This window comes from Aeromonas sp. TW 6, assembly GCF_013168745.1.
Classification (GTDB): Bacteria; Pseudomonadota; Gammaproteobacteria; order Enterobacterales; family Aeromonadaceae; genus Aeromonas; species Aeromonas caviae.
Window position 1 is genome coordinate 40,375 of sequence record NZ_JABERS010000019.1, and the last position, 25,508, is coordinate 65,882.

The 25,508-nt window shown below is 64.2% G+C and carries 25 protein-coding genes, 3 tRNA genes and 4 pseudogenes; 19 read left to right on the plus strand and 13 right to left on the minus strand.

What is annotated here, in order from left to right:
- Nucleotides 1-83 precede the first annotated feature (83 nt).
- Nucleotides 84-557 (plus strand): DUF4442 domain-containing protein, encoded by a 474-nt coding sequence (locus HKD46_RS11180; protein WP_010674883.1) that lies wholly within the window; start codon nucleotides 84-86, stop codon nucleotides 555-557.
- A gap of 39 nt (nucleotides 558-596) precedes the next feature.
- Here HKD46_RS11180 and HKD46_RS11185 read toward each other — a convergent pair.
- The 5 genes and pseudogenes from HKD46_RS11185 to HKD46_RS11205 all read right to left on the minus strand — a co-directional run.
- Nucleotides 597-671: pseudogene (locus tag HKD46_RS11185) on the minus strand (ribosome-associated protein); the annotation flags it as partial.
- Between the two features lie 147 nt (nucleotides 672-818).
- Nucleotides 819-1,052: a ribosome-associated protein YbcJ gene (ybcJ, locus tag HKD46_RS11190; protein ID WP_010674882.1), complete on the minus strand. Its 234-nt coding sequence runs from the start codon at nucleotides 1,050-1,052 to the stop codon at nucleotides 819-821.
- Nucleotides 1,053-1,217: 165 nt separating this feature from the next.
- Nucleotides 1,218-1,622 carry a MaoC family dehydratase gene (locus HKD46_RS11195; protein ID WP_042863938.1) on the minus strand — a complete coding sequence of 135 codons (405 nt, stop codon included), beginning with the start codon at nucleotides 1,620-1,622 and terminating at the stop codon, nucleotides 1,218-1,220.
- Nucleotides 1,619-3,393: pseudogene (locus HKD46_RS11200) on the minus strand (class I poly(R)-hydroxyalkanoic acid synthase). Before HKD46_RS11200 ends, HKD46_RS11195 begins: the two are co-directional and overlap by 4 nt.
- 95 nt (nucleotides 3,394-3,488) lie before the next feature.
- Nucleotides 3,489-3,839 (minus strand): phasin family protein, encoded by a 351-nt coding sequence (locus HKD46_RS11205; RefSeq protein ID WP_041211496.1) that lies wholly within the window; start codon nucleotides 3,837-3,839, stop codon nucleotides 3,489-3,491.
- Nucleotides 3,840-4,133: 294 nt separating this feature from the next.
- Here HKD46_RS11205 and HKD46_RS11210 point away from each other — a divergent pair, with 294 nt between their 5' ends.
- The 3 genes from HKD46_RS11210 to pdxY all read left to right on the plus strand — a co-directional run bounded on the left by HKD46_RS11210 (nucleotide 4,134) and on the right by pdxY (nucleotide 6,954).
- A complete protein-coding gene (locus HKD46_RS11210; protein ID WP_010674879.1) occupies nucleotides 4,134-4,697 on the plus strand; it encodes a VC2662 family protein in 564 nt (187 codons plus the stop codon).
- 77 nt (nucleotides 4,698-4,774) lie between these two features.
- Nucleotides 4,775-5,530 carry a DUF429 domain-containing protein gene (locus HKD46_RS11215; RefSeq protein ID WP_029314586.1) on the plus strand — a complete coding sequence of 252 codons (756 nt, stop codon included), beginning with the start codon at nucleotides 4,775-4,777 and terminating at the stop codon, nucleotides 5,528-5,530.
- Between the two features lie 560 nt (nucleotides 5,531-6,090).
- Nucleotides 6,091-6,954, plus strand: coding sequence for a pyridoxal kinase PdxY (gene pdxY / locus HKD46_RS11220; RefSeq protein WP_010674877.1), 864 nt, complete (start codon nucleotides 6,091-6,093; stop codon nucleotides 6,952-6,954).
- Between the two features lie 40 nt (nucleotides 6,955-6,994).
- Here the strand turns inward: pdxY and HKD46_RS11225 are convergent, their stop codons facing one another.
- From HKD46_RS11225 to HKD46_RS11240, 4 genes and pseudogenes are all read right to left on the minus strand, one after another.
- Nucleotides 6,995-7,303: an antibiotic biosynthesis monooxygenase gene (locus HKD46_RS11225; RefSeq protein ID WP_010674876.1), complete on the minus strand. Its 309-nt coding sequence runs from the start codon at nucleotides 7,301-7,303 to the stop codon at nucleotides 6,995-6,997.
- A 104-nt stretch (nucleotides 7,304-7,407) separates the two neighbouring features.
- Entirely contained in the window at nucleotides 7,408-7,914 is a 507-nt protein-coding gene (locus tag HKD46_RS11230; protein WP_010674875.1) for a GNAT family N-acetyltransferase, read from the minus strand.
- A gap of 101 nt (nucleotides 7,915-8,015) precedes the next feature.
- Nucleotides 8,016-8,408 carry an NUDIX domain-containing protein gene (locus HKD46_RS11235; protein WP_010674874.1) on the minus strand — a complete coding sequence of 131 codons (393 nt, stop codon included), beginning with the start codon at nucleotides 8,406-8,408 and terminating at the stop codon, nucleotides 8,016-8,018.
- 16 nt (nucleotides 8,409-8,424) lie between these two features.
- A pseudogene (locus tag HKD46_RS11240) lies at nucleotides 8,425-8,988 on the minus strand (class IV adenylate cyclase); the annotation flags it as partial.
- Between the two features lie 267 nt (nucleotides 8,989-9,255).
- Here HKD46_RS11240 and HKD46_RS11245 point away from each other — a divergent pair.
- The 3 genes and pseudogenes from HKD46_RS11245 to HKD46_RS11255 all read left to right on the plus strand — a co-directional run bounded on the left by HKD46_RS11245 (nucleotide 9,256) and on the right by HKD46_RS11255 (nucleotide 11,177).
- On the plus strand, nucleotides 9,256-10,101 hold the full coding sequence (locus HKD46_RS11245; protein ID WP_010674872.1) for a DUF5718 family protein: 846 nt from the start codon (nucleotides 9,256-9,258) through the stop codon (nucleotides 10,099-10,101).
- A 117-nt stretch (nucleotides 10,102-10,218) separates the two neighbouring features.
- Nucleotides 10,219-10,703 (plus strand): annotated as a pseudogene (locus tag HKD46_RS11250) (GNAT family N-acetyltransferase).
- Nucleotides 10,704-10,739: 36 nt separating this feature from the next.
- Nucleotides 10,740-11,177: an acetyltransferase gene (locus HKD46_RS11255; protein WP_010674870.1), complete on the plus strand. Its 438-nt coding sequence runs from the start codon at nucleotides 10,740-10,742 to the stop codon at nucleotides 11,175-11,177.
- 70 nt (nucleotides 11,178-11,247) lie between these two features.
- On the opposite strand, the gene HKD46_RS11260 is transcribed toward HKD46_RS11255, so the two are convergent.
- A complete protein-coding gene (locus HKD46_RS11260; protein WP_010674869.1) occupies nucleotides 11,248-12,636 on the minus strand; it encodes a DEAD/DEAH box helicase in 1,389 nt (462 codons plus the stop codon).
- Nucleotides 12,637-12,896: 260 nt separating this feature from the next.
- Complete coding sequence (locus HKD46_RS11265; RefSeq protein WP_010674868.1) at nucleotides 12,897-13,373, minus strand: glutathione peroxidase; 477 nt, start codon at nucleotides 13,371-13,373, stop codon at nucleotides 12,897-12,899.
- Between the two features lie 207 nt (nucleotides 13,374-13,580).
- Between HKD46_RS11265 and HKD46_RS11270 the strand changes: the two genes are divergently transcribed.
- From HKD46_RS11270 to HKD46_RS11285, 4 genes are all read left to right on the plus strand, one after another.
- On the plus strand, nucleotides 13,581-14,189 hold the full coding sequence (locus tag HKD46_RS11270; protein WP_029314582.1) for a 2OG-Fe(II) oxygenase: 609 nt from the start codon (nucleotides 13,581-13,583) through the stop codon (nucleotides 14,187-14,189).
- 200 nt (nucleotides 14,190-14,389) lie between these two features.
- Nucleotides 14,390-15,379, plus strand: coding sequence for a D-alanine--D-alanine ligase (locus tag HKD46_RS11275; RefSeq protein WP_010674866.1), 990 nt, complete (start codon nucleotides 14,390-14,392; stop codon nucleotides 15,377-15,379).
- 191 nt (nucleotides 15,380-15,570) lie between these two features.
- On the plus strand, nucleotides 15,571-16,320 hold the full coding sequence (locus HKD46_RS11280; RefSeq protein ID WP_171865437.1) for a tRNA-uridine aminocarboxypropyltransferase: 750 nt from the start codon (nucleotides 15,571-15,573) through the stop codon (nucleotides 16,318-16,320).
- Nucleotides 16,321-16,686: 366 nt separating this feature from the next.
- Entirely contained in the window at nucleotides 16,687-17,466 is a 780-nt protein-coding gene (locus tag HKD46_RS11285; protein WP_102948517.1) for a TSUP family transporter, read from the plus strand.
- 53 nt (nucleotides 17,467-17,519) lie between these two features.
- Here the strand turns inward: HKD46_RS11285 and HKD46_RS11290 are convergent, their stop codons facing one another.
- Both HKD46_RS11290 and HKD46_RS11295 read right to left on the minus strand, forming a co-directional pair.
- Nucleotides 17,520-18,452 (minus strand): LysR family transcriptional regulator, encoded by a 933-nt coding sequence (locus HKD46_RS11290; RefSeq protein WP_161470710.1) that lies wholly within the window; start codon nucleotides 18,450-18,452, stop codon nucleotides 17,520-17,522.
- Nucleotides 18,453-18,503: 51 nt separating this feature from the next.
- The gene (locus HKD46_RS11295) at nucleotides 18,504-19,421 is read right to left on the minus strand and encodes a DMT family transporter (protein WP_041215090.1); all 918 of its coding nucleotides are present in this window, start codon (nucleotides 19,419-19,421) and stop codon (nucleotides 18,504-18,506) included.
- A 178-nt stretch (nucleotides 19,422-19,599) separates the two neighbouring features.
- Here HKD46_RS11295 and HKD46_RS11300 point away from each other — a divergent pair, with 178 nt between their 5' ends.
- The 8 genes from HKD46_RS11300 (at nucleotide 19,600) to HKD46_RS11330 (ending at nucleotide 25,485) form a co-directional block, all read left to right on the plus strand.
- Nucleotides 19,600-20,487, plus strand: a complete 888-nt coding sequence (locus HKD46_RS11300) for a helix-turn-helix domain-containing protein (RefSeq protein WP_042016580.1) — start codon at nucleotides 19,600-19,602, stop codon at nucleotides 20,485-20,487.
- Between the two features lie 62 nt (nucleotides 20,488-20,549).
- Complete coding sequence (locus tag HKD46_RS21380) at nucleotides 20,550-20,672, plus strand: hypothetical protein (RefSeq protein ID WP_256094327.1); 123 nt, start codon at nucleotides 20,550-20,552, stop codon at nucleotides 20,670-20,672.
- A 76-nt stretch (nucleotides 20,673-20,748) separates the two neighbouring features.
- Nucleotides 20,749-22,383: an ATP-dependent endonuclease gene (locus HKD46_RS11305; RefSeq protein WP_039038583.1), complete on the plus strand. Its 1,635-nt coding sequence runs from the start codon at nucleotides 20,749-20,751 to the stop codon at nucleotides 22,381-22,383.
- A 106-nt stretch (nucleotides 22,384-22,489) separates the two neighbouring features.
- Nucleotides 22,490-23,209 carry a hypothetical protein gene (locus HKD46_RS11310; protein WP_161470711.1) on the plus strand — a complete coding sequence of 240 codons (720 nt, stop codon included), beginning with the start codon at nucleotides 22,490-22,492 and terminating at the stop codon, nucleotides 23,207-23,209.
- A 224-nt stretch (nucleotides 23,210-23,433) separates the two neighbouring features.
- Nucleotides 23,434-23,510, plus strand: a tRNA-Met gene (locus tag HKD46_RS11315).
- 96 nt (nucleotides 23,511-23,606) lie between these two features.
- Nucleotides 23,607-23,683: transfer RNA gene (locus HKD46_RS11320), tRNA-Met, on the plus strand.
- Nucleotides 23,684-23,779: 96 nt separating this feature from the next.
- Nucleotides 23,780-23,856, plus strand: a tRNA-Met gene (locus tag HKD46_RS11325).
- 144 nt (nucleotides 23,857-24,000) lie between these two features.
- The gene (locus tag HKD46_RS11330) at nucleotides 24,001-25,485 is read left to right on the plus strand and encodes a leucyl aminopeptidase family protein (protein ID WP_161470637.1); all 1,485 of its coding nucleotides are present in this window, start codon (nucleotides 24,001-24,003) and stop codon (nucleotides 25,483-25,485) included.
- Nucleotides 25,486-25,508 lie beyond the last annotated feature (23 nt).

Sequence of the window (25,508 nt, forward strand, 5' to 3'; positions counted from 1 at the left end):
CACAGGGATGGCACGGGAGGCTTGTCTATCGGGAAGCAGACTGGCAACATTTGTATCACATTTACTCATCGGATCAGTTTGCAATGGACCTGCAACGCCTCAAAGCCAACCTCGCCCTGCGTCTGTTCGCCTGGCGCTACATTCCCGTCATTGGTTTTTGTGCCCCCGTCATCGAGCAGATGGACGCCAGGGCGCTGCGCATCCGCATTCCGCTGGGCTGGCGCACCCGCAACCACCTGGGCAGCATGTATTTCGGGGCGCTCGCCACCGGTGCCGACCTGGTGGGGGGGCTCCTGGTCATGGAGAAGGGGCGGGCGCGGCGCAAGAAGGTGCATTTTGCCTTCAAGGATGTGCAGGGGGAGTTTTTGAAGCGCCCGGAGGGGGACGTGCAGTTTGATTGCGCGGCGGGGGAGCTTATCGACGCCATGATCGACGAGTCCCTGGCGAGCGGTCAGCGCATCAACCGCCCCATCCAGGTGGTGGCCACCTGCCCGTCTCGCAACGGCGACGAGGCCATGGCCCGCTTCGTGCTGACCCTCTCCATCAAGGCCAGCTGAAGGCCAGAGGGCGCGCTGGCGCCCTTGTTCAAGCCGGGATCAGAGGATCTCGGGACTGCTCCCTTCCTTCACCACGGCCTTCATGCCGTTGAAGTTGACCACCTGCTCGGCCACTGTGCTGGGTAGTGCTGGCGTGGCAGGGCGTCAGGATCAGGGGATCTCGGGACTGCTCCCTTCCTTCACCACGGCCTTCATGCCGCTGAAGTTGACCACCTACTCGGCGACTGTGCTGGGTAGCGCTTACGTGGCAGGGCGTCAGGATCAGAGGATCTCGGGGCTGACGCCTTCCTTCACCACGACCTTCATGCCGTTGAAGTTGACCACCTGCTCGGCGACTATCTTGCAGCGTTTGCGGGTCTCGACCTGACCGTCCACTTCCACCAGGCCCTCGGCGACCAGCGCCTTGGCGGCACCGCCGCAATCGGCCCAACCCTGATGCTTGATCAGGTCACACAAGGCAACGAAGGGGTGACCTTCGAGCAGAAACGTCTCCATGGGAAATCCTCTAGCTGGATGAATGGCTGAAACAGCGGGGGCTCATTCTAGGCAGTTAGGCGGGGCAGGGAAAGGGCCCGGGCCGAATTGCCCCGAAAAAGGGGCGAGCACAGGCAAAAAAACCAGCCCGACCGGGCTGGTTGTGTCTCTGGGGGCCACTGGCGCTCAAGGGAGTTTCACCACCGCTTCCCCCGTCACGGCGAGGGCGCCGCCCTGGGTGAAGATGCGGGTGGCCAGGGTGGCGATGGGCTTGTCGTCCCGCAGGGCGATGATCTCCACCTCCGCCGTCACCTCGTCCCCCACGAACACCGGCAGTTTGAAGCCGAGGCTCTGGCCCAGGTAGATGCTCCCCTTGCCTGGCAACTGCTGACCGAGCAGCCCGGAGAAGAGGCTCGCCAGCAACATGCCGTGGACGATGGGGCGCTCGAACACCGTCGTGGCGGCGAAGTCCGGGTCCAGGTGCAGGGGATTGAAATCCTCCGAGAGGCCGGCGAAGGCCGCCACCTCGGCCGGGCCGAAGCGCTTGGTCAGGCGAGCCTTCTGGCCCACGGCAAGGGTTTGTGTACTCATACGAGCCCCTCTTCTTGCTTCCTGACGCCGGCAAACACCGGATTGAGCCGTACCTTGACGTAGCTGCCGGGGGCCGCCTCCAGCCCCTCGACAGGCTGCCGGGCGGGGACGGGCTCTGCCTCGTCACGGTCTTTGATAAAGCGCATCATCTCGGGCCACCAGGAGCCGCTCTGGTGGGTCGCCCCCGCCAGCCACTGCGCCGGGCTGTCCGCCTCGGCCTCGCTCTGCCAGAAGCCGTATTTGTTGGCATCCGGCGGATTGATGATGCCGGCGATGTGCCCGGATTCGGCCAGAATGAAGCGCCGCTCGCCCCCGAACAGCGCCATGCCCTGCCAGGTCCCCTGCCAGAGGGCGATGTGATCGTCCGCGGCGGACACCAGCAGCACCGGGGTCTTCACCTTGGCGAGATCGATGCGGGTGTGGCGGATCTTGAGCTCCCCCTTCACCAGCTGGTTTTCCAGGTAGAGTCGGCGCAGCAGGCTGTTGTGGGTCTTGCCCGCCACGTTGGTGCTGTCGCTGTTCCAGTGCAGCAGATCGAACGCCACCGGGCTCTGGCCCTTGAGGTAGCTGTCGATGTAGTAGTTCCAGTAGAGGCTGTTCTCCCGCAGCAGACTGAAGGAGACCGCCAGCTGGCGCCCGTCCATGATGCCCCTGGCCTCGTTCTGGGCCTCCAGCGCCGCGATGATGGGCTCGTGGATGAAGATGCCAAGCTCCCCGGGCTGGGAGAAGTCCAGCAGGGTGGTGAACAGGGTGGCGCTGCGTACCCGCTGTTTCTGGCGCCGCGCCGCCAGCCAGCCCATGGCGAGTGACAATGCAGTGCCACCGATGCAGTAGCCGATGCCGTGCACCTCCCGCTCGCCGGTGGCCGCCTCCACGGCGTCCAGGGCGGCGATGACCCCGTCCACCACGTAGTCGTCGAGATCGACCTGCCCCTGTGCCACCCCCGGGTTGCGCCAGGAGATCATGAAGACCGTCTGCCCCTGGGCGACCAGCCAGGCCACCAGGGAGTTCTGGGGGCGCATGTCCATGATGTAGTACGGGGGCACGACCAGCACCGGGGTCTTGCCCACCGTCGCTGTGGTCGGGCTGTACTGGATGAGCTCAAAGAGCTCGGTGCGCAGCACTACCCGGCCCGGGGTGGTCGCCAGATCCCGGCCGAGCTCGAAGGCGGACTCGTCGGTCAGGCGGATGTTGAGGTGATCGGCGCTGCGCTCCAGATCTTCGGCCAGGAGCGCAAGGCCGCGCACCAGATTCTGGCCGTCGGACTCCAGGGTGAGCTTGAGCAGCTCCGGGTTGGTGGCCAGGAAGTTGCTGGGAGCCATGGCGTTGACGTACTGGCGGGTGAAAAAGCGCAGTCGCTCCCGGCTCTTCTCGGGCACGCCCTCCAGGGCATCCACCGCCGCCAGCAGGTGTCTTGCGGTCAGCAGATAGGATTGCTTGAGGTAGTCATAGAGGGGTTGCTCGCTCCAGGCGTCGGCCTTGAAGCGGCGATCGCTGCGATCCGGGGTGATCACCGGCTCGCTCGGCTGGCCTGCACTCTTGAGCAGGGTGTGCTGCATCAGCTTGAGCTGATCCTGCCACCAGTTCATCTGGGACTGGATCAGCTGCCAGGGCTGCTGGCTGCCCTGCTCCAGCACCTGGCCCAGATCGTCCAGACTGGTCTGCAGCAGGGCCTGGGCGGTGCGCTCGGTCTGGGCTCTGGCCTGGCCAGCAGCTTGTCGTTGTAGTGGGCCAGGGCCTCGAACAGCGGGCCGTAAGATGATTGGCTCATGTGTTCTCCTTCACCCACGCCCGGGGCGGGCACTTGCCCGTTCTGTCGAGTCGTGGGGAGATGTGGCTGCCCGCAAGACGGGCAGCCAGGGGTTATCAGGCCTTGCCCGTGCTCTTCTTGATGCCATCTGCGGTCAGGGCATCCAGTTCTTCCTTGAACTGCTGGCCGAGGGTGCTGAGCTTCTGGATGTCATCCAGCATCTGGCGGGAGAGCTGGCTGGCGCTCTCCAGCTGCACGGTGCCGAGGGCCGCCAGGCTCTGGGCATCCTGCACCTTGCCGACGGCCTGCAACTGGTTGAGCCCCAGTTCGGCGTAGGCATTGGCGGACGCCAGTTGCAACCGGGTCAGCTGTTCGATGTTGCTGGCCAGCAGCTGGTTGTAGCGGGTGAGGGGAGCGGCAAAGCCTTGCATCTGCTCGGTAAAGCTCTTGATCACGTCCATATTCATCATGGGTCTCCGGTTCGGCAGAACACTGTTTTTGCGGGTCAATCGACCCTTCTTGCGGGTACAGCACGTCATCCCTGTGTTACGTGTTGTTTGCTCTGTTCAAACACACGTTTGAGCATTCTGCAACCAATCCACCTTTGGTATAAATGTTAGTTTCTGTTTGAATTTTCCAATCCGCCGAGAGAGCCATCCCCGGGTTCAGACGAGAGGTGACGCAGGGCAGGGGGCGGGGTCTCGTTCCCCGGGGCCTGCGCTGGTACCCTTGAGCCACACCCTCTTCACAAGGAATCCCCGATGAAACCGTTCGCCCTGCTGCTCGGCTGTGGTGCCCTGACCCTCGCCGGTGTCGCCCAGGCCAGCACGCCGGTCCAGATCTCCCTGCCCGGTGTCAACCTGCCCTCGTCCAATCAGGTGGAAGGGGCAAGGGCTTCCTTCCTCTACGGCCGCACCGGCCAGGTGAAGGGGATCGATCTGCCGGTGTTCGCCCTCTCCGACGTGGATCAGTTCACCGGCCTGCAGCTTGGTGTGTTCTTTGGCGCGAGCCGGGTGCGCCATCAGTTTGGCGGGGTCGCCATCAACGCCGTCAACTGGCACGAAGGGCAGGATACCGGCCTCAATCTGGGCTTCGTCAACCTGACCAACAATGTGAAGGGGCTCAACTGGGGGGCGGTCAACATCGCCCAGGGCAATGCCCTGGCCAACGTCGGCTTCGTCAACTATGCCGAACGCACCACGTTCCAGCTGGGATTCGTCAATGCCACCAAGCACCTGGACGGCTTGCAGATTGGCCTGGCCAACTACGCCGAGAACGGCATCTTCCCCATTCTGCCCCTGATCAACTTCAAGAAATCCTTCTAGGGACCAACTTGCCCTTGCTTTAGGAGGGGCAGCCATTACCCTGTGCTCCATCAAGGCTGCACAGAGGTAACAGGGGCATGACAACGGAACACATGGACGCCATCGGCATCGGCTGGGACGTGAGGGGCTGGCAGGGCAATGCCCAGGCGGTGGCGGTGGTGGGTTGGCAGGCCCGGGAGTCGCGTCTGCACTGGCTCGGGATCTCCCCCCTGTTTCGCCTGAGCTCCCGGGTCGCGCCGGATCTGGATGCCCTGCTGCGCCCGGCCCTGCAAGACGAGGTGGCGCTGATGCAGGTGCTGGCCTGCCCGCGCCTTGCTCTCGGCATCGATGCGCCCCTGGCCTTTCCCCGCGCCCTCGCCGATCTGCTGGCGGGGTGGGGGAGCGGCTTTCCCGTGCCCCAGCGGGAGATTGACAACCCTTACGCCTACCGGGATTGCGAGCGCTGGCTCTATCAGCACTATGGCAAGAAGCCCCTCTCCGCCACCTTCGACAGGCTCGGCAACAACGCCACCCTGGCCCTCTCCATGCTGCCGCGCCTCGGGGATCTGCAACTGGTGCCAAAACGGGCGAGGGCTGCCGGGCGCGCGGTGCTGGAGGTCTATCCCGCCCTGGCCAAAATGGGGGGCAAAGCCTCTGCTGTGCGGCCCGAGCTGCAACCCCACCTGCCAGCAATCCTCATCCCTGGAACGGATCCCTATGATGCCGCGCTCTGCGCCCTGATGGCCCTGCAATATGCGGCCGAAGGGGCCGTCACCTCGCTGCCTGCTCTGGTGGACCTGCCGGAGGAGATGGCACCGGACGAAGGCTGGGTCTACCACTTCGCCCGGGATTGAGACGCCCAAGCACCGCGCTCCCTCTGACGACTGCTGGCGACTCGCTGCAGTCACGGCACTGGTGACGTGACTTGCTGTCGCCACTGCGTATGGCTTGCCGTTGCCACGGTGTCAGGCAAGGGGAGGCCGCCTTTGTCCTGTGATCTTCCGACGTCTCCTTGACCCTTGCCCTTGTTGCCTTACTTTGCGACTGCCGACTGCCGACTGCCGACTGCCGACTGCCGACTGCCGACTGCCGACTGCCGACTGCCGACTGCCGACTGCCGACTGCCGACTGGCGCCTTTTCATCGGACCTCATCCTTGATCCCGACTGTTCATGGCTGGTTTAAAAATCACCTTGTATGCCATCAGACAAGAGACGTACAAGTACATTTATCACCCCGCAGCAGCGGGGAGATGGCTCCAGGGTTGTACAGAAACAGGGTAGCGGGGGTCAAATATGCGGCAGGTTAAGCCTGCAGAAGCATAAATAGGGAGTCAGGGCGTTAATTGCTGGAAGAGCCGTCTCTTCATCCGATATATTGCCTCTTTTCCTCAGGCTTCTTGTCCGGTGGTGTCGATGAAACGCATTCTCTCTATCCAGTCCCACGTGGTGTTTGGCTGTGCCGGCAACAGCGCCGCCGTGTTCCCCATGCGCCGTCTCGGCATGGAGGTGTGGCCCATCAATACGGTGCAGTTCTCCAACCACACCCAGTACGAGGCGGGTTGGCAGGGAATGGCAATGCCGGCGGGCCACATTGCCGCCTTGTGCCAGGGGCTTTGCAATATCGAGGTGCTGGCGCGCTGCGATGCGGTGCTAAGTGGCTATCTGGGCTCGGCGGAGCAGGGGGACGAGATCCTGGCGGTGGTGGCGGCGGTGAAACGAGCCAATCCGGCGGCCCTCTATTTCTGCGATCCCGTGATGGGGCATCCGGAGAAGGGGTGCATCGTCGCCCCGGGCGTCACCCGCTTTCTCACCGAGCAGGCCCTGCCGGTGGCGGACATCATGGCCCCCAATCTGCTGGAGCTGGAGACCCTGTGCGATGTCCATCTGACAACCCTGGCCCAGACCCGGGTCGCCGCACGCCAGTTGCTGGAGAAGGGGGTGAAGATGGTGCTGGTCAAGCACCTGGGTCGCGCCGCCAGCGTCCCCGGCCGCTTCGAGATGCTGCTTGCCACCCCCGAGGGAGACTATCTGATCGCCCGTCCCCTTTACGATTTCGCGCGCCAACCGGTGGGCGTGGGGGATCTCATCAGCGCCCTGATGTTGGCCAACCTGCAGGCGGGATATGATGGGGTGAGCGCCTTCGAGCGCACCAACGCCGCGGTGGATGCGGTGCTGAGACAGACCTGGGAGGCGAATGCCTACGAGCTGCAGCTCATCGCGGCCCAGAGCGCCTTTGCCGAGCCGCAGATTGCCCACAGGGCCGAGCGCCTGGCCTGACGCCATTGATCAGCCCGTGACGGGACGAGCTGATCAAGGTTCAGCTTGCGGCACTGATCGGTGTTGCATCCTGAAAATGTTCGACCCTGGGGAAGGGGTCGTAGAAGTGGTGCAGCAGGGCCTTCCACTCCTGGTACCGGGGGGAGCCCCTGAACCCCCGGGTGTGATCTTCCAGCCGCGCCCACTGCACCAGCAGCAGGTAGTGATGGGGATCGTCCAGGGCACGCTGCAACTGGTGGCCCAGGTAGCCGGGCATGGCGCTGATGATGTGCTGGGCTCGGGCGAAGGCCTGCTCGAAGTCAGTGGCCTTGCCGGGAATGATCTGCAGATGGGCGACTTCCAATATCATGATGGCTCCTTGCCGATGAGTCTGATTGAACCAAAAACCTATGTACGCCGAGCCTTGGAGGGGGCAAGACCGGCACGCTGTCCGGTCTTGCCAGGCCGTCTGCCTCAGAGCTGCTTGTAGAAGAACTGGGTGGCGGCGAGGGTGCCGTCCCCATTGCGGGCGAAGTCCGGGATCTGGCCGGCCTCCTGATAGCCGAGCTGGCGATAGAGGCTGGAGGCCACGTCGCCGACCCGGGTATCCAGCACCAGCAAGGTACGCCTGGCGTCCCGGGCCCCTTGCTCCATGGCGTTCATCAGGGCGCGGCCCACCCCCTTGCCACGGGCCTGGCTGTGGACCATCAGCTTTTCCACTTCGGCCCTGTGGCCCCCGTTGGCCTTTGTGCACAGGGAGAGCTGCAGGGCGCCCACCAGATGGTGCTGATCAAACGCCACCCAGAGCTTGCGCACTCCATCCGCCAGCTCCCCCTCGATGCCTTGCCAGTACGCCAGCCCCTGCTCTTCCTGCAGGGGAGGCAGAAAGCCCACCGAGGCACCGCTGGCCACGCAATCTTGCAGCAGGGCGATCAGCGCCGGTTTGATGCCTCTGGTGCTCTCGACCTCAAGGATCTCCATTGAATGTCCTCATCTTCTCTCTTGGCCCACGTGGGGGATTAACGTCTCGGGCGCGGACTCTCCTGCCGGTGCTATTATCATCCGGTCAGGTGCGCCGTCTCTTAATGGATCAGTCCCTGCGCTGCCAGCCACTGGAACAGCAGGCGGGAGACGGGGGAGACTTCGGCCAGGTGGCGGCTGTCCAGCCAGCGCAGCTCGGCGATCTCCGCCGAGGCGACGGGCGTGCCGTCGGCGTCCCCCGTGTAGCAACGCAGATTGACATTCACCCCTTGCGGCTTGCCGTCCGCCTGGGCGCTGAACTCGCAGGCGAACGCCAGGGTGTCGGGTTTCAGGATGACCGCGAGCTCTTCCTCGATTTCACGAACGAGGGCCGCCTCGTCGCTCTCGCCCGGCTCGCGCTTGCCCCCCGGAATGTAGTAGATGTCCTTGCCGTGGGAGCGGGCGCACAGCAGTTGTCCCTCCTTGAAGGTCAGCCAGGCGAGTTTGTCGATCATGGGCAGATTCCTCTTGTTGCCGCTTGTCAAAGGGGGGGGCTCGCTGCTCGCACAGGGTGCGATAGGAGCGGGTTTCCCGCATCTCGGGCGCCAGTCCCAGCCGGCTAGCCAGCGCCAGCAACTGCGCGCGGTAGGCGGGCAGGGCGGTCTCGTCGTCAGTCATGATGGCGAGCTCGGCAAAATCACCGACGCCTGCCAGGTGATCCACCGTGACGTGGAAGGCCCCCAGAAAATAGATGCTGCGCCGCTTGTCGATGGTCAGCACCGGCTGGTAGCCCAGGGTGCGCACCATGCTGGCCGCCTTGTCCGCATCGGTGATGTTGACCGCCTCGCAGCGATCGGGTCCGGGTCCTTTGACTATCCAGAGCCGGATGCCGCTGGGGGCCATGGTGCGGATGATCAGGCTCTTCTCTGCCCGGGCCAGGGCGCCATCTGCCGTGTCGAAGTAGCAGTCCTGCTCATGATTGTCCGCCACCATCACCTCGGGGCTGAGGGCCGTGAGGGTATGCACAAAGGCGGCGCTGTCCGTCAGGCGGTATTTGAACTCCACCTCGAAGCGCCCCTGAAAGTGGGTGGCCATGGCCTTGCGACGGCTCCCGAACGGCAAATGAATAGGGCAGCCTAGCAAAAGTGCCGGGCTCTCCCAAGCATCGGGATCACAGCTTCGCATCGACTGCCGACTTTATGACCAGATGGTGAGGGGAAATCCGCCCTGGTGCACAGCTTGTGGCCCGGTGGCTGGGCGCCGTACGGGGGCTGTGCTCTAATAAGCTCCCTCTTTGGCGGTATTTCCGCCCTGAACAACGACAACGAGGCGGCGGCCCCGGCCGCGCCAGTGGAGCCACAGATGCAGATCACCTCACAGCCCCCCTTTATCGGACTGGGCGTGGCGGGCAACTTCGCCGGTCACCTGGAGCAGGCAGGGGAGGCGGCGGACTTCGTCGCCGTCAAGGTTGACGACAAGGTCGCCCCCAAGGCGCTGTTCCCCTTCTATGTGCCGAACCATCCCGGCCAGCTCGGGGTCTTTCCCCTGAGCGGCGATGCCATCTTCCTGCCGGAGGCGGCGGTGAGCGGGGACGAGAAGGTGCAGATTGAACCCGAGGTGGCACTGTGGTGCGAGCTGGAGTACGCGGGGGAGCAGGTGGTGGCCATCCATCCCAAGGCGTTTGGCGCCTACAACGACTGCTCCATCCGTCGCCCCAATGCCAACAAGATCAGCGAGAAGAAGAACTGGGGTGAAGAGAGCAAGGGGCTGGCCGCGAACCTGCTGCCCCTGACCCACTTTGCCGCAGGATGCGAGCTCGATGACTACCGCATCGCCTGCTATCTGGAGCGGGACGGGGAGCTGCACCCCTACGGGATCGACAGCGCGGCGGTGGACTACAGCTACTTCCACGGTCAGTTGCTGGCGTGGGCCATCGACAAGTTCAACCATCAGCAGGACGAAGGCCCGGCCGAGCATATCCAGGGGCTGCTGGCCCAGGCGGGGCGCCCGGCCCATGCGCTCATCAGCATTGGCGCCACCCGCTACACCCCCTTTGGCGAGACACACTTCCTCGCTCCCGGTGACACCGCCTGCGTGGTGGTCTACCCCGCCAGTCGCTACAGCGAGAGCGACATTCGCGAAGCCATCGCGACCCGCCGCGTTGGCGCCGATGTCTCTGTCCTGCTCCAGGCGGTCAAGACCCGTTGATCGCGATGCCTTCCCAACCTGGGGAGGCATCTTCTTTCTCTATTATGCCTGCGCACACTCCATGCTGGCGTCATGCATGATCAGCCGAAAGAGGAGTGGCAGATCAGGTGGGTTGCCATGGTGGTGATCAGAGAGTGCAGGGAGCAGGATCTGGCGGCTTGCTCAGCCTTTACGCCGAGCTCAGACCACGGGATCCCGTGATGCCGCTTTCCATGGCGAGGGAGACGCTCGCGAGCCTGCTGGCCAGGCCCGAGGTGCGGATCATCGTGGCGAAGGTGGGCGGTGAGCTCGCCGCCACCTGCCAGCTCGGGGTGATCCCGACCCTGAGCAACGGCGGCAGGCCCTTTGGCATCATAGAGCACGTGGTAACGGCCTCTGCGTTCCGACGCCAGGGGCTGAGCCAGAAGGTGCTTGAACAGGCGCTCTCCCTGGCCTGGGGGCTGGATGGCTACAAGGTGATGCTGCTCTCGGGGGAAGGGCGCGATGAAGCCCATCGCCTCTATGAGAAGCTGGGCTTCAAGGCGGGCATCGAGAAGGGGTTTGTCATCAAGCAGGCAGAGGCCCAGGGCTGCACCTTGACGAGGTTCGGCCCCAAGGCTTAGCATCGGCGCTTTTGCCATAAATTGAGCCAACAATTCATGAAGATAGAACCAGCACAAACCGAGGATTACCCGGCCCTGATCGCTCTCTGGGAGGCCTCGGTACGCGCTACCCATCACTTCCTGCAAGAGGAAGACATCGCCACCCTCAAGCCTCTCATCCTCGAACACTATTTCGATGCCGTGCGCCTTTATTGCGCCAGGCAGGATGGCGTGATCGTCGGTTTTATCGGGGTGGCTGAGGGCAATATCGAGATGCTGTTCATCGCTCCCGAGGCGAGAGGGGGCGGGGTCGGCCGCCAGCTGGTGGACCACGCCATCCGTTGTCTGGGGGCGACTCGCGTGGACGTCAACGAACAGAATGCCCAGGCTGTCGGCTTCTACCAGCACCTGGGCTTCGAGGTGACGGGGCGCTCCCCCCTGGATGGCCAGGGCAAGCCCTATCCCCTGCTGCACATGGCCTTGGCCGCCGGTTAAGGGCGCCAGAGCATAAAAAAACCGCCCTCGGGCGGTTTTTTGTTGTTCAGGACGCAGTGCTCGCGCCGCCTCACTCCTCGTTGGAGTTGTCCTGATAGTCGCCCCGCTGGGCCTTGGGCAGGCGGCGCATGGGGGCGAAACCGATGTCCTCGCCCACCACTTCCCGCTTGCGGGACTTGTTTTGCGCAGGCTGGGCCGGCTTCTTGGCGCCATCCCCCTTGCCTTTCCCGGCGGCGGGTTTGCCCTTGGCGTTGGCATGGCCACGGGCGCGGGGCGGGTTTTGCACCGGCTTGCTGCCCGGCAGGGTCTGGCGGCTCGGCTTGCCGCTCGGCTCGTACCCTTCCAGGATCTCCACGGTCAGGGATTGGCCGATCAGCGCCTCGATCTCCTTGAGCTGACCCAGCTCGTCCTGGCTCACCAGGGAGATGGCCTCGCCGCCGCGCCCGGCACGGCCGGTGCGGCCGATGCGGTGGATGTAATCCTCCGCCATCTGGGGCAGCTCGAAGTTGATCACGTGGGGCAGCTGATCGATGTCCAGACCCCGTGCGGCGATATCGGTGGCAACCAGCACCCGCACCTTGCCTTCACGAAAATCCGCCAGCGCCCGGTTGCGGGCCCCCTGGCTCTTGTCACCGTGGATGGCGACCGTATCCAGGCCATCTTTCTGCATCTGCTGGGCGAGCCTGTCGGCAATCTGCTTGGTGCGCACGAACACCAGCACCCGCTGCCAGTTGCCACGGCCAATCATGTGGGAGAGCATCTCCCGGCGGCGTTCCCGATCGACCTGGATGATGCGCTGGCTTACCTGCTCGGCGGCGGTGTTGCTGGGATCCACCTCGATGAGGGTGGGATCCTTGAGCAGATCGTCCGCCAGCGCCTTGATGTCATTGGAGAAGGTGGCGGAGAAGAGCAGGGTCTGACGCTCCTCCGGCAGGGCCTTCATGATGCGGCGAATGTCGGTGATGAACCCCATGTCGAGCATTCTGTCCGCTTCATCCAGCACCAGCACCTCGAGGGCGCTCAGGGTCAGGGCGCCCTGGGTCAGCAGATCCAGCAGGCGGCCCGGGGTGGCGACCAGGATGTCGACCCCGAGCTTGATGGCGTCCAGGTTCGGCTTGATGCTGACGCCGCCATAGGCGATCAGGGTACGAAACGGCAGGTGGTGGGCATATTTGATGATGCTCTCGCCCACCTGGGCGGCCAGCTCCCGGGTCGGGGTCAGCACCAGGGCTCGCACCTGGCGACGACCGCCACGGCCGTGGTTGGCCAGCAGTCGATGAAGCATGGGCAGGGTGAAACCGGCCGTCTTGCCCGTGCCTGTCTGGGCGCCGCCCAGCACGTCCTGCCCGGCCAGGATGGCGGGAATGGCTTGCTGCTGGATGGGGGTGGGTTGTTCGTAACCCAGCTCCTTGACGGCCCGCAGGATGTGCGGTGACAGACCCAGTTCATTGAATGACATGTTCGAGGGACACTCCGAGCCTTGGGCTCAACGGGTGACGGCAGCCTTGGTCCGTCACGACATGGAAAATAGGGTGGGCCGCCATCGAGGCTGGGCCTGAGCCCGGCAAAGCGACCGCACAAGAGACAGTGGGCGCGTAATATAGCAGATGCGAGGCGCACGCGCAGCAGCCGTGTCGCGAGCAGGGTTGCCACGGCCATCCCGGCAGGGAAAGGCCAGGGGGCGCTAAGAGGGGCCCCCCTGGCCTCGGCGCACGCCCGTCAGAGCAGTCCCTCGATGGCCTGCACCAGATCCTCCGGCCTGGTCTGGGGGGCGAAGCGGTCCATCACCCGGCCTTCACGGTCAATCAGGAACTTGGTGAAGTTCCACTTGATGGCCTCGCTGCCAAGGAGTCCGGGCTTTTGCTCCTTGAGCCAGCGATAGAGGGGGTGGGCCCCGGCGCCGTTGACCTCGCACTTGGCCATCAGGGGGAAGCTGACAGGGTAGTCGAGCGAGCAGAAGCGGGCGATCTCCTCGGCATCGCCCGGCTCCTGATGGCCGAACTGATCGCAGGGAAAGCCCAGGATCTCGAAGCCTTGGGGGCCGAACTGGCGATAGAGGGCCTCAAGCCCGGTGTATTGGGGGGTAAAACCGCAGCGGCTTGCCACGTTGACCACTAGCACGACACGGCCCTGCAGATCGGCGGTGGACCAGGCCGTGCCATCGAGTCGTTGCAGGGGGATGAGGGGCAGGGGCATGGTTTCTCCTGATGCAAGAGGGGCGACAAGGCGCCCGGGGACAATCCTTGCACGTTAACGGGCCGAGGGCCGGGGAGCAAGGGGGAGGGCGTCTGTTCCCCCCAGACTCCTATTGATGGCGGGACTTCTCAAGAGAAGCAATCCGGTTTGTGCCGATGGTCCGAAGTCGCTACAAAGCGCACTCTCTCCCCTCGCTGCGAGCCTATCTTGGATTATCAAGCCGTCATGGATGCCATCTACACCCGGGGTTGGGTGATAGTGGATGATTTTTTAACCGCCGCCGAGGTGGATGCCCTCAAGGCCTGCCTGCCGGACGAGTGGCGACCGGCGGGGATCGGGCGCGAGACCCTGCATCAGGACAACCGCGATATCCGTCGGGATCAGATCCACTGGCTCGACGCCTCCCTCGGCGCGCCGGTGGCCGACTATCTGGCCCGGATGGAGTCCCTGCGTCTGGCCGCCAATCGCAGCCTGATGCTGGGGCTGTTCGACTACGAGGCCCACTTTGCCCGCTACCGTCAGGGGGACTTCTACGTCACCCATCGCGACGCCTTCGCCGGGCGATCCAACCGCCGGCTCACCTCGGTGTTCTACCTGAACAACGACTGGCAGCCAGAGGCGGGGGGAATATTGCGGGTCTATGACGACAGCGAGCAGTTTCTGATGGATGTCTCCCCCCGGGGCGGGCGGCTGGTGCTCTTCCTGTCTGAAGAGTTTCCCCACGAGGTGCTGCCCGCAAGCCGGGAGCGCTACAGCATTGCCGGCTGGTTTCGGGTCAACGGCAATGGCGCCGGGCGGGTCGATCCCCCCCGCTGAGCGCATTTCATCCTGTTTCTGACACAGGAAGAGACTTTTATCTGTCCGGGCAGGGGGAGGTGCGCCCCATCGGCTGACAAGGCTTCCCCTCCCTTGCTACACTGCCCGCACTTATGTTCGTTTCTGGCTTCGTCCGGTTTTCATGCGGTTGGGTTTGACATGGTGATGACGAAGCCGCTTCTCCCAAGGGATCACATCTAATGAAGAACATGCATGTCTTGCTGCTGTGCGGCGGTGGCGGCTCCGAGCACGAAGTCTCGCTGCGCAGCGCCAATTTCCTCGAAAAACAGCTCGGGCTCCTGCCCGGTATCGAAGTGACCCGGGTCGAGATGTTTGCCGACCGCTGGCTCTCCGCCGACGGTCGCGAGTGCAAGCTGGGGCTGGACAAGCTGCTCTCGTTCGACAGCGTGGCCCGTCCGGTGGACTACGTGGTGCCCTGCATCCACGGCTATCCCGGTGAGACCGGCGATCTGCAATCCTTCCTCGAGCTGGCCGGCCTGCCTTATCTGGGTTGTGACGCCGAGGCGAGCAAGGTGTGCTTCAACAAGATCACCACCAAGCTGTGGCTCACCGCCATCGGCATCCCCAATACCCCCTACCTGTTCCTGACCGAGCAAGGCGAGGCGAGCCTGATCGAGGCGAAAGCGGCGCTGGCCAAGTGGGGCAAGGTCTTCATCAAGGCGGCCTCCCAGGGCTCTTCCGTGGGTTGCTACTCCGCCAGCAACGAGGCAGACCTGGTGAAGGGTATTGCCGATGCCTTCGGTTACTCCGAGCAGGTATTGATCGAAAAAGCGGTCAAGCCCCGCGAGCTGGAAGTGGCGGTCTACCAGTATGGTGACGAGCTGGTGGCCACCTATCCGGGGGAGATCTGCGTACCCCAGGACAAGTTCTACACCTATGAAGAGAAGTACAGCAGTGCCAGTCACACCGAGACCGCGCTCAAGGCCGAGGGACTGACTCAGGCGCAGGCTGACGCCATTCACGAGTACGCGCTCAAGGCGTTCCGTCAGCTCAAGCTGACCCACCTGTCGCGCATCGACTTCTTCCTGACCGAAGAGGGGGAGATTTTGCTCAACGAGATCAACACCTTCCCGGGCATGACCTCCATCTCCATGTTCCCGAAACTGCTGGAGCACCACGGCCACAGCTTCGCGCACTATCTGGAGCAGATCCTGCGAAAGGCGGTCTGATGTCGCCAGACCCGGTTGCAACGGATGGTGAGTAGGGGCCTCAGGGCCCCTTTTTTCATGGGGGCGAGGCGGGCAGAACGCGGGGAGGGAAGGGGGCAGGGCGCCGCCTGGCAAGCCTTGCCGCCAGGAGGGCGCGCCGTTACAATCAGCCCCCTTTTGTCCCGCCACAGGCACCGTCAGAGCCGCGTTCCATGAAGCCCATCCCCGATCACGCCGTCAACCGCCTGCGCATCTGGCGCAAGAGCGTCTCGACCCGACCCTTTCTTGCCCGTGGCGGCAGCGTGCCAAGCTGTGATGCCTGCCAGCTGCGCCACGACTGGTGTGCCTGCGACTGGCGCCCGGCGCTCAAGGCCGAGGCCGGGTTCTGCCTCATGATGTATGACAGCGAGCCCATGAAGCCCTCCAACACCGGGCGCCTCATCGCCGACGTGCTGCCGGACTCCACCTGGGCCTTTCTCTGGTCGCGTACCGAACCCCATCCCGAGCTGCTGGCCCTGCTGGCGGATCCCGCCTGGCAGCCCTACGTGGTCTTTCCCGCCTGCGAGAAAGCGCCCGACCGCCTGACCGGCGAGGTGGTACTGGCCCCCGGCAAGAAGCCGCTGTTCATCCTGCTGGACGGCACCTGGCCCGAGGCGCGCAAGATGTTCAACAAGAGTCCCTATCTGGACGGCTTCCCTGTGCTCGCCATCAAGCCGGATGCGCTCTCCACCTACGGCATGCGGGTCGCCCACAGCGACGAGCACCTGTGCACCGCCGAGGTGGCCGCCTGCGTGCTGGAAGTGGCCGGGGAGCTGCGGGCGGGACAGGCGCTGCAGCTCTGGTTCAATCTCTTTAGCAGCCGCTACATGGCTGGTCGGGTGAGCCGTGCGCCCGGTGCGGATGAAGCACCCCTGCTGGAGGGGCTGGAGGCCATCAAAGCCCAGAGCCGCGCTCTGGATTAATCCTCTTCAGCAGCCGCTACATGGCTGGCCGGGTAAGCCGTGCGCCAGGTGCGGATGAAGCGCCCCTGCTGGAGGGGCTGGAGGCCATCAAAGCCCAGAGCCGCGCTCTGGATTAATCCTCATCAGCAGCCGCTAGATGGCTGGCCGGGTAAGCCGTGCGCCCGGTGCGGATGAAGCGCCCCTGCTGGAGGGACTGGCGGTTATCAAAGCACAGACCCTCTCGCACGCTGATTGATGAAAATAAGGAATCAGTTGGCTGCCATTGTTTCGTTGGCTTCATGAGCCCGCCCTCGCTAGGATAGCGACCTGTTGACTCCTTCAGGCTCCAGGCCATGCCGGGCGCCGCCAATCACACGAGGTCTATGGATGGAACTGGAACTGCTCACCCTGGTCGCCCTGTTCGGGGTGGCCCTCATCGCCGGCTTTATCGATGCCATCGCCGGGGGCGGGGGGCTCTTGACGGTGCCGGCCCTGCTGGCCACCGGCATGCCGCCAGCCTTGGTGCTTGGCACCAACAAGTTGCAGAGCAGTTTCGGTTCTTTCTCCGCCACCTGGTTCTATGCCCGCAAGGGGCTCCTTGAGTGGGCCATCATCTGGCCGGCGGTCATCTGCACCTTCATCGGGGCGGCCATCGGCACCCTGGCGGTGCAGACCATCGATGCCGCCATCCTGGAGCGGCTGCTCCCCTTCCTGCTGATGGCGTTTGCCTGCTACTTCTACTTCTCCCCCAGGGTGAGCGATGCGGAGAGCCAGCGCCGCCTCACCCCCATGGCGTTCGCCCTGCTGGTGGGCGGGGGCGTGGGCTTTTATGACGGCTTCTTCGGGCCGGGCACGGGGTCGTTTTTTGCCATCGGTTTCGTGGCCCTGGCGGGCTTTGGCATGGCGCGGGCCACCGCCCACACCAAGCTGCTCAACTTCACCTCCAACATCGCTTCCCTGCTCTTCTTCACCCTGGGGGGCAAGGTGGTGTGGAGCGTGGGGCTGTGCATGGCGCTGGGGCAGTTCATCGGGGCGCGCATGGGCTCCAAGCTGGTGCTCAAGAAAGGGGTGAAGCTCATCAAGCCGCTGCTGGTGACCGTCTCCCTGGTGATGTCCGCCAAGCTGGTGTGGAGCCAGTACCCCGAGCTCTTTGCCTGGCTGGACTGAGCCGGTACCCCCCCATGACGAGGGCCCGATCGCAGATCGGGCCCTCTTGCGTTTCAGCCCTGTGCCGTCAGTTGCCGGAAATGGGCTTGCAGCGCCTGCACCAGGCGGGCGATGCGATCGCGCTTGAGGCTGTTTGGCCGATAGACCAGGTGGAGCGGGCGGCCCAGCCCCGGCAGGGGGCGTGCCTGTGTCCCCTGCTCACCCACCAGCGCCAGCAGGCCGGCGGGCAGGAGCACGGGGCCAATGCCTGCCTTGGCCAGTTCGATCAGCGCCAGGTAGGAATCGAGCTCCATGGCGGGGATAAGCCCGAGGGCGGCCAGGGGCTCGCGCAGATAGCGGTTGGAGGGGTTCTCCAGATCCATGGTCAGGATCTTGCGCACCTTGCCCTGCATCCCCTGACTCACGTCGCCTTCAGTCAGTTGCTTGCTGGTCACAGTTTCTTGCAAGGCGCCATGGTGATCCGGCTGCGCTGCCTCATCCAGAGCGTCCCCCACCAGATAGAAGGGCTCCTCCAGCAGCCGTTCGGCACACAGCCCATGGCCAGGCGGCAGGCGGCCGGCGCAGATCCCGAGCAGGGCATCCCCGCCGCGCACCCGGGCCAGAATGACCGGGGTGTGGTGGGTAGAGAGGGCAATGTGGGGATCCCGTTCAAGGTAGGCGTGCATGAAGCGGGCGAGGTAGCCCGCCAGCAGGGTTTCGGAGCAGGCGATGGACAGAGGGGTCTGATCCGTGAGGATCTGGCTGTCCGCCAGCACCCCCTTCATTTCGGCGAGGCTCGGGGCTACCCGGGCGAGCAGCTCACGGGCCTGGGGAGTGAGGCGGATATGACGGCCATCCGGCTCGATGAGCTTCTTGCCAAGGCGCTGCTCCAGCTGGGCGATGCGCTTGCTGACCGCCGACTGACTGATATAGAGGCGGCTTGCAACCTTGGCCATGGTGCCCTCGCTTGCCAGCAGGCAGAGTGTCTCCAGCCCTTCCAGTAACATGCGTCCTCCCTCCTCGTGTGTTGGACGCGGTTACCTTAGGGGCTGGTGGCATCAGGGGCAAGTACCGTTTGCGGCCCTTGATAGCGGCCAGCGCCACGCCTTGACGGGGGGCGCGAAGATCACCAGGTTGCCGATGAGGCTCACCACCACGCCGACGATGGAGACCGTCTGCCAGACAAAGCCTTCATAGAAGGTGGAGAGGGTGAGGGCCACCAGGGGGAAGAGCACGGTGGCGTAGGCCGCCTTGCTGGCACCGATGCGCCCCACCAGGGTGAGGTAGGCGGTGAAGGCGATGACGGAGCCGAAGATGGCCAGATAGACCATGGCGGCGAGGTAGCGCGGGTCGGTGGGCAGGGTGAGTGACTGACCGAGTACCGTGACCCAGCCCAGCAGCAGCGCCACGCCGTAGACCATGCCCCAGGGTACCATCTGCAGCACGTGATAGCCCTGGCGCTGTCCCCGGGCGGAGACCAGGTTGCCCAGGGAGAAGCAAAGGGTGCCGGCGCAGGCAAAGAGCAAGCCCTTCCAGCCGTTTGCACCCAGTTGCGCATCCGCCAGCACCGGCCAGAAGAGCAGCAGGGTGCCAAGCAGCCCCAGCAACGATCCTTGCAGCCAGCGCAGGCCCGGCCGTTTACCCTCGAACAGCCAGAGATTGAGGCCGTTGAAGATGCTGGCGCTGGCGAAAATCACCGCCGACAGGCCGCTCGGAATATAGAGGGTGGCGTGGTAGAAACAGAGGAAGTTGGTGGAAAAGAGCAACGCGCCGAGCAGGGCAGCATATCGCTGGCCCGCCCAGGGCAGGCGTGGAAACTTGCCGCTCACCGTGAGCAGGGCAAACAGGGCCAGGGCCGCCAGGGCGAAACGATAGAGCACCGAGACCTCGATGGGGATGGGGCCGAGCTGCCAGGCGATGGCAATCCAGGTGCTGCCCCAGATGAGGACGGTGGAAACATAGAGCATCAGATTCATGGTGTGATCCCATCAAGAGAAGATGATGTGATCAGCATGAACCGGGAGGCGGGGGGCCGGCTTGCACCATCTTGCGGTTTTTTCAACGGAGGCGCAGCCTTTGACCATGAGGCGCGATAAGATGGCGACAGGAAAGGGGCGGCAAGTGCCAGAGAGGGACGCAAGCGTGCAGCATGCCATGCAGCAGACAAGACAGGCAGGGGTCTTTGATGCCCTGGTGAGCACCGGTGCCAGGCTGGAGGACTCCTGCTGGCTGGAGCCCGGGCTCGGGGTGGCGAGCTGGTGCAACCGCTACGATCAGACCCGCTACCACAAGCCGGGCAACCACACCATCAGCGTCTACCTGCAGGGGGGCGAGCAGACCGAGCGGCTGGACGGCCCCGGTGGCCATGGCGGTGCCGGCAAGGTGTGCATCATGCCGGATCACCACAGGTCCGAGTGGCTGGTGCGCGAGGAGTTTCGCTTCTTCCACCTCTACTTCACCCCCGCCCACTTCACCCGTATCGCCGAGCAGGCGTGTGACAAGGAGGGGCGTCATCTGCAACTGGAAGACAAGACCTTCATCGACGATCCCCAGGCGGCGGCCCTGGTGCAGGGGCAATTGATGAAGCTGGACTGGCAGCACGGCATCGATCGCATGGCGCTCTCCCACGGTGCCTGGATGCTGATGCTGCACGCCTATCGCCATCACACCCGCGAGGCCCCGGCGCTGCCGGAAGTGCGCGGCGGCCTGGCCCCGGCCGTGGTGCGCCGGGTGCAGGAGTATCTGCAGGCTCACCTGGCCGAGCCGGTCACCCTGGGAGAGCTCGCCCGGGAGGCGGGTCTGAGCGAATACCACTTCGCCCGGATGTTCGGGCAGAGCCTGGGCTGTCCGCCTCACCGCTACCTGCTCGGGCTGCGGCTCAAGCGGGCCAAGCAGTTGCTGGCGGGAAGCGAGCCTCTGGCCAGCATCGCCGCCCAGTGCGGCTTCTCCTCCCAGGCCCATTTTGGTAACCGTTTTCGGGAGGCGTTCGGCCTGAGCCCGGGCCAGTGGCGGGCCCAGTTGTCATTCTCCTGTCACAGATAACCCTGAGACTCTGGACAAAAGAGGTGTACCCTCTGTCTCTTGTCCATTGAAAGGAATGCCCATTGAATCATCGCAAACGTCAGACCCGTACTCGCCATCTCTGGTTCAACCACTGGAATGCCCCCCTCTATCGCGCCACCCAGCCGACGCCGCCCGAACCGCTCGTTCCTCACAGTTCCCGCTGAAAACGCCGTAACCCGATAGGATTTTTCCGGCAACTTTGCCACTATTGCGCCATCAGGATGGACTGGATATGGCCGCATGTTTCTGGAACGCATTGAAGTCAAAGGTTTTCGCGGAATAAATCGCCTCTCCCTCGGGCTGGACAACACCACTGTGCTCATCGGCGAAAACGCCTGGGGCAAATCCAGCCTGCTGCGGGCCCTCTGGTGCCTGCTGGGGGATGCCGAGCCCTATCAATTTGGTCAGGATGATTTTCACCGGCCCGAAGATCCCGAGCTCGAACCCTCGCGCACGCTGCAACTAGTGCTCACCTTCAGCGAGTATCGTCCCCAGATGTGCCAGCACTCCCGCCGTCTGGCCCGCCTCGGGGCGGCCTGGATCCCCCACAAGGACAAGTTCCACCGGGTGCATTATCGTGCCAGTGCCGAGTTGCAGGACGATGGCAGCGTGCTCACCACCCACGACTTTCTCGACGGTATCGGCAAGAGCCTGGCCATCGACAACAATGAAGCGCTGGTGCGTCTGCTCATTACCATGAACCCGGTGTTCAGGCTGCGGGATGCCCGTACCGCCCGGGAGGGCATCGAGCGGCTGCCCTGGGGGGATCTGTGCGAGCAGCGGCTGGACGAGCTGGCCGGCAAGCTCACCGACGAGCCCCAGCGCATCGGCGAGCCTGAACTCAAGGAGGCGCTGCAGGCGGTGCAGCAGTTGATGGAGCACTACTTCAGCGCCCTGGCGCCCATCAAGCACAAGCCTCGCAGCCAGCGGGATATCGTCAATCGCCCCATGACCCTGCGCAATCCCGGCAACCTGCAGGTGCTGCTGCGCAATGCGGACAACCGGGCGCTGCAACTGGCCATGGCGGGCATGGCGGCCATGCTGCTCCACGCCCGGGGCAACCGGGAGCTGGAGGAGGGGGCCAGACCCATACTGATGCTGGAAGACCCCGAGAGCCGCCTGCATCCTACCATGCTGGCCCTGGCCTGGGGTCTGCTGGAGCAGTTGCCCGGCCAGAAGCTGCTCACCACCAACTCGGGGGACCTGCTCTCCTCCTTGCCCCTCAATCAGGTGCGCCGTCTGGTGCGCCGCCAGCAGGACATCCTCTGCCATCAGTTGGGAGGGGAGCGCTACAGCAGCGACGATCTGCGCAAGATTGCCTTCCATGTGCGCATCAACAGGCCCATGTCGATGTTTGCCCGCTGCTGGCTGCTGGTGGAAGGGGAGACCGAGATCTGGCTGCTCTCGGAGCTGGCCCAGATCTGCGGCTACAGCCTGCGGGCGGAGGGGGTGCGCATCATCGAGTTCGCCCAGTGCGGCCAGGCTCCCCTCATCAAGGTGGCCCGGGACTTTGGCATAGAGTGGCACCTGCTCACCGACGGTGACGAGGCGGGCGCCAAGTATGCAAGCTCCGCCCGCTCCCTGCTCAAGGGGGAGCGCGAGCGGGATCGGCTGACCCAGTTGCCGGCGGCAGACATAGAGCACTACCTCTACCAGAACGGGTTCGAGGGGGTGTTCCGGCGCGAGGCGGGGGTCGGGGGGCGCTCCACCCTCAACGCCGGGCGCATCATCGCCAAGGCGATCCACCATCGCAGCAAGCCAGGCATGGCTCTGGCGGTGGTGGAGGAGGCGGAGCGCCTCGGCAGCGAGCACATTCCCCCTGTGCTCAAGCAGATGTTTGCCCGGGTGGTCGCCCTTGCCCGGGGACAAAGCTGACTGGCGACGTTGGGAAGACGGGGGGAGTTTGGATATACTCCCTGCCTCTTGTCCTTCCTTACCCTGTGATGGGTGCACCCGCACCCGGATTGCTGCCGGAGACCCTATGTTCGTCCAACTTCCTTTTTGGCTCTTTCCCCTGACCGGTCTGATGGCCCTGGGAGCCCTGATCGCCGTGGGGCTCGTCCTGTGGCGCGGGGATCTCTGCCCGGGCCAGCGCTCGCGGATCACTACCCAGCTCTTCTCGGTCTGGGTGATCACCGGGCTCTCCCTGATGCTGGCGGTGGAGGCCAAGGTTGCGGGCTGGCTCATCTGGAGCGGGGGGGCCGCCCTGGTGCTCGGTATCGTGCTCTCCCTGGTCCAGTCTCGCCTGGAGGGCAAGCGCGCCATCCCCGCCACCCTGCTGTGGTTGCCCGCCATGCCGCTCGCCCTCTACGGGCTGGGTCTGATGCAGATCCAGGGCTGGCTAGGCGGCCTGCTGCAGATGGTGCTGCTGGGGTCGGCCTTTGCCCACCTGATGCTGCTACGTGCCCGCCACCGCCTGCAAGCCTTCAATCTGCTGCTGCCCCTGGCGGGGCTGGTCTCCGCCATCCTGAGTCTTATCTGGCTGGCCGTGCTGGTGGGTTGGCAGGGGAGTAGCGCCGGGCTCGACCCGCTGATCCCCGGGGTAGTGACCCAGGCCGGCCTGCTGGTCGCAGCCCTGCTGCTCTGGTTCAGCCCCATCTACCGTCAGCAGGAGACGGCCCCCGTGGTGGTCTCCGTGACCCTGTGCGGCCTCATCATCGCCCAGATTGCGGCGACCAGCGTGTTGCTCCAGCTCGCCTGATCCCGGCGCATCCTCCCGCCCGCACCTTGTCGTGCGGGCTTTTTTTATGGCAGAGAGGGGCAAGGCGGGGAGGGGCCTGAGGGGCGAGAGATCGCTAGCTGCCTGAAAAAACTGCGATTTGTTGCAAAAGAGCGCAGTATGTGACGGTTTAATCCCCGAATAAACTTTTTTTAGGATATTTACTTGCAATCTCAGCGTTGGCGCCTATTATGGGCGACCTCGGACGCGGGGTGGAGCAGCTCGGTAGCTCGTCGGGCTCATAACCCGAAGGTCGTCGGTTCAAATCCGGCCCCCGCAACCAACTATTTGTGTTCATGGCAAGCGCTAGCGCCTGCGGTGGAAACGAAGACAGCAAGAAGCAACTGCTCTGCTTTTTGTGGTGGCAATACAATTCGGACGCGGGGTGGAGCAGCTCGGTAGCTCGTCGGGCTCATAACCCGAAGGTCGTCGGTTCAAATCCGGCCCCCGCAACCAACCATTTGTGTCCATGGCAAGCGCATAGCGCTGCGGTGGAGACGAAGACAGCAAGAAGCAACTGCTCTGCTTTTTGTGGTGGCAATGCAATTCGGACGCGGGGTGGAGCAGCTCGGTAGCTCGTCGGGCTCATAACCCGAAGGTCGTCGGTTCAAATCCGGCCCCCGCAACCAACTTCTGACTGCTTTTCTTCTGCATTACCTCTCTGATCCCCTCCAGCATCTGTTGCTTACACACAATAATGTGTGTTTTTCCGATCCCTCTCGCCATTTGTTCGGTATCATCCTGCTTTCTGTTCATGGATGAGGCCGCACCCTGTGATGACCCCTTTTAGCTATTCTTCTCCCCAAATCACGATGCAGAACACCTCCCTCGCCGAGGTAATGGCAGGGCCGACTGCCGTCAAACTCCTGCTCATTGCCGACTCAGCGCGCGATACCCTGCTGGCGACGCCTCCCTTTGCCGCCGTGGCAACCCAGATAGCCCTGGGTCAGAAGGCCCCCTATTCCCTCGACGACAGTCAGGGGCTGCAACGGGTGATCTTCATGGATGCCCGCCCGGCCCTGGATCATCGGCTCTACAAGCAGGTGCGCAGCTGGGTGGGCTCGCTGGCGGGCCTCAAGGCGACGCACCTGGCGCTCCATCTGGAGGGCTTTGACGATGAGCACCGCGCGCAACTGGCAAGGGTGGTGCTTGCCTGCCTGCTCGCCGCCGATGTGACCCTGCCGACCCAGAAACGGAGTGAGGCGACAAGACCGGGTTATCAGCAGTTGCAACTTTCCCCCCCTTGCGAGCTGGACATGACCCGCCTGAGCGCAGAAGCCGAAGGCAACGGTCTGGCTCGCCACCTGGCAGTGCTGCCAGCGTCCGAGCTCAATGCCCGTCATTACCGGGCCTATGCCCGGGAGCTGGCGCAGCAGGAGGGGTGGCAGTGGCAGGAGTTTGATGAGACGACCCTGGCACAGAAGGGGGCTGGCGCCTTCCTGGCGGTGGCCCGTGGTTCGGCGGACGGTCAGGCCGCCATCGTCAGGCTCAGTTACTGTCCGGCCAACCCGGTGCGCCGCGTCGCGCTGGTGGGCAAGGGGATCTGCCACGACTCCGGTGGCTACAACCTGAAAGTCGGTGGCAGCATGTATGGCATGCACCTGGACATGGGGGGCAGCGCGGTGGCCCTTGGCACGCTGCTGGCCATCAGCCGGGCGAAACTCCCCATTGAGGTGCACTGCTGGCTCGCCATCGCCGAGAACCACATCGGCCCGCAGGCCTTCCGGCCCGGTGAGGTGGTGACCGCCCTCAACGGCACCACCATCGAAGTGGTGGACACCGACGCCGAGGGGCGCATGGTGCTGGCGGATGCCCTGACCCTGGCGGCCGGGGACAAACCCGACTTGCTGATCGACTACGCCACCCTGACTGGCGCCTGCAAACGGGCGCTCGGCAGCCGTTACAGCGGCGCCTTCACCAACCGCCCCGAGTGGCTCACCACTCTGATAGCGCTGGGACAGCAGAGCGGGGAGCGAGTCTGGCCCTTCCCCCTGGACGAGGATTACGATGACAACCTCGATAGCGAGTGGGCCGATCTGTTACAGTGCGCGCCGGGCGCCTCCCCGGATCACATCGATGCCGCCCGTTTTCTCACGCGCTTCGTGCCCGCCGAGCTTCCCTGGTTGCACCTCGACCTGAGTGGTTTTCGCAACAAGGGGGGCAATGGCGTGGTGGGCAGCGAGGTAACCGGCTTTGGTGTCAGGCTGACCCTGACCCTGCTCGACAGCCCTCTGGGGATGGGTGCGCCCGACGCATGACAACGTGGCCAAGCACAATCAAT

Bases quoted from the DNA above. Each gene is read 5' to 3' on its own strand.
- HKD46_RS11260 (WP_010674869.1), bottom strand. From the start codon at position 12,636: ATGTCATTCAATGAACTGGGTCTGTCACCGCACATCCTGCGGGCCGTC.
- HKD46_RS11180 (WP_010674883.1), top strand. From the start codon at position 84: ATGGACCTGCAACGCCTCAAAGCCAACCTCGCCCTGCGTCTGTTCGCC.
- HKD46_RS11300 (WP_042016580.1), top strand. From the start codon at position 19,600: ATGCAGCAGACAAGACAGGCAGGGGTCTTTGATGCCCTGGTGAGCACC.
- HKD46_RS11230 (WP_010674875.1), bottom strand. From the start codon at position 7,914: ATGGAGATCCTTGAGGTCGAGAGCACCAGAGGCATCAAACCGGCGCTG.
- HKD46_RS11305 (WP_039038583.1), top strand. From the start codon at position 20,749: ATGTTTCTGGAACGCATTGAAGTCAAAGGTTTTCGCGGAATAAATCGC.
- HKD46_RS11310 (WP_161470711.1), top strand. From the start codon at position 22,490: ATGTTCGTCCAACTTCCTTTTTGGCTCTTTCCCCTGACCGGTCTGATG.
- pdxY (WP_010674877.1), top strand. From the start codon at position 6,091: ATGAAACGCATTCTCTCTATCCAGTCCCACGTGGTGTTTGGCTGTGCC.
- HKD46_RS11210 (WP_010674879.1), top strand. From the start codon at position 4,134: ATGAAACCGTTCGCCCTGCTGCTCGGCTGTGGTGCCCTGACCCTCGCC.
- HKD46_RS11255 (WP_010674870.1), top strand. From the start codon at position 10,740: ATGAAGATAGAACCAGCACAAACCGAGGATTACCCGGCCCTGATCGCT.
- HKD46_RS11245 (WP_010674872.1), top strand. From the start codon at position 9,256: ATGCAGATCACCTCACAGCCCCCCTTTATCGGACTGGGCGTGGCGGGC.
- HKD46_RS11215 (WP_029314586.1), top strand. From the start codon at position 4,775: ATGACAACGGAACACATGGACGCCATCGGCATCGGCTGGGACGTGAGG.
- HKD46_RS11295 (WP_041215090.1), bottom strand. From the start codon at position 19,421: ATGAATCTGATGCTCTATGTTTCCACCGTCCTCATCTGGGGCAGCACC.
- HKD46_RS11205 (WP_041211496.1), bottom strand. From the start codon at position 3,839: ATGAATATGGACGTGATCAAGAGCTTTACCGAGCAGATGCAAGGCTTT.
- HKD46_RS11265 (WP_010674868.1), bottom strand. From the start codon at position 13,373: ATGCCCCTGCCCCTCATCCCCCTGCAACGACTCGATGGCACGGCCTGG.
- HKD46_RS11275 (WP_010674866.1), top strand. From the start codon at position 14,390: ATGAAGAACATGCATGTCTTGCTGCTGTGCGGCGGTGGCGGCTCCGAG.
- HKD46_RS11280 (WP_171865437.1), top strand. From the start codon at position 15,571: ATGAAGCCCATCCCCGATCACGCCGTCAACCGCCTGCGCATCTGGCGC.
- HKD46_RS11225 (WP_010674876.1), bottom strand. From the start codon at position 7,303: ATGATATTGGAAGTCGCCCATCTGCAGATCATTCCCGGCAAGGCCACT.
- HKD46_RS11285 (WP_102948517.1), top strand. From the start codon at position 16,687: ATGGAACTGGAACTGCTCACCCTGGTCGCCCTGTTCGGGGTGGCCCTC.
- HKD46_RS11195 (WP_042863938.1), bottom strand. From the start codon at position 1,622: ATGAGTACACAAACCCTTGCCGTGGGCCAGAAGGCTCGCCTGACCAAG.
- ybcJ (WP_010674882.1), bottom strand. From the start codon at position 1,052: ATGGAGACGTTTCTGCTCGAAGGTCACCCCTTCGTTGCCTTGTGTGAC.
- HKD46_RS11290 (WP_161470710.1), bottom strand. From the start codon at position 18,452: ATGTTACTGGAAGGGCTGGAGACACTCTGCCTGCTGGCAAGCGAGGGC.
- HKD46_RS11235 (WP_010674874.1), bottom strand. From the start codon at position 8,408: ATGATCGACAAACTCGCCTGGCTGACCTTCAAGGAGGGACAACTGCTG.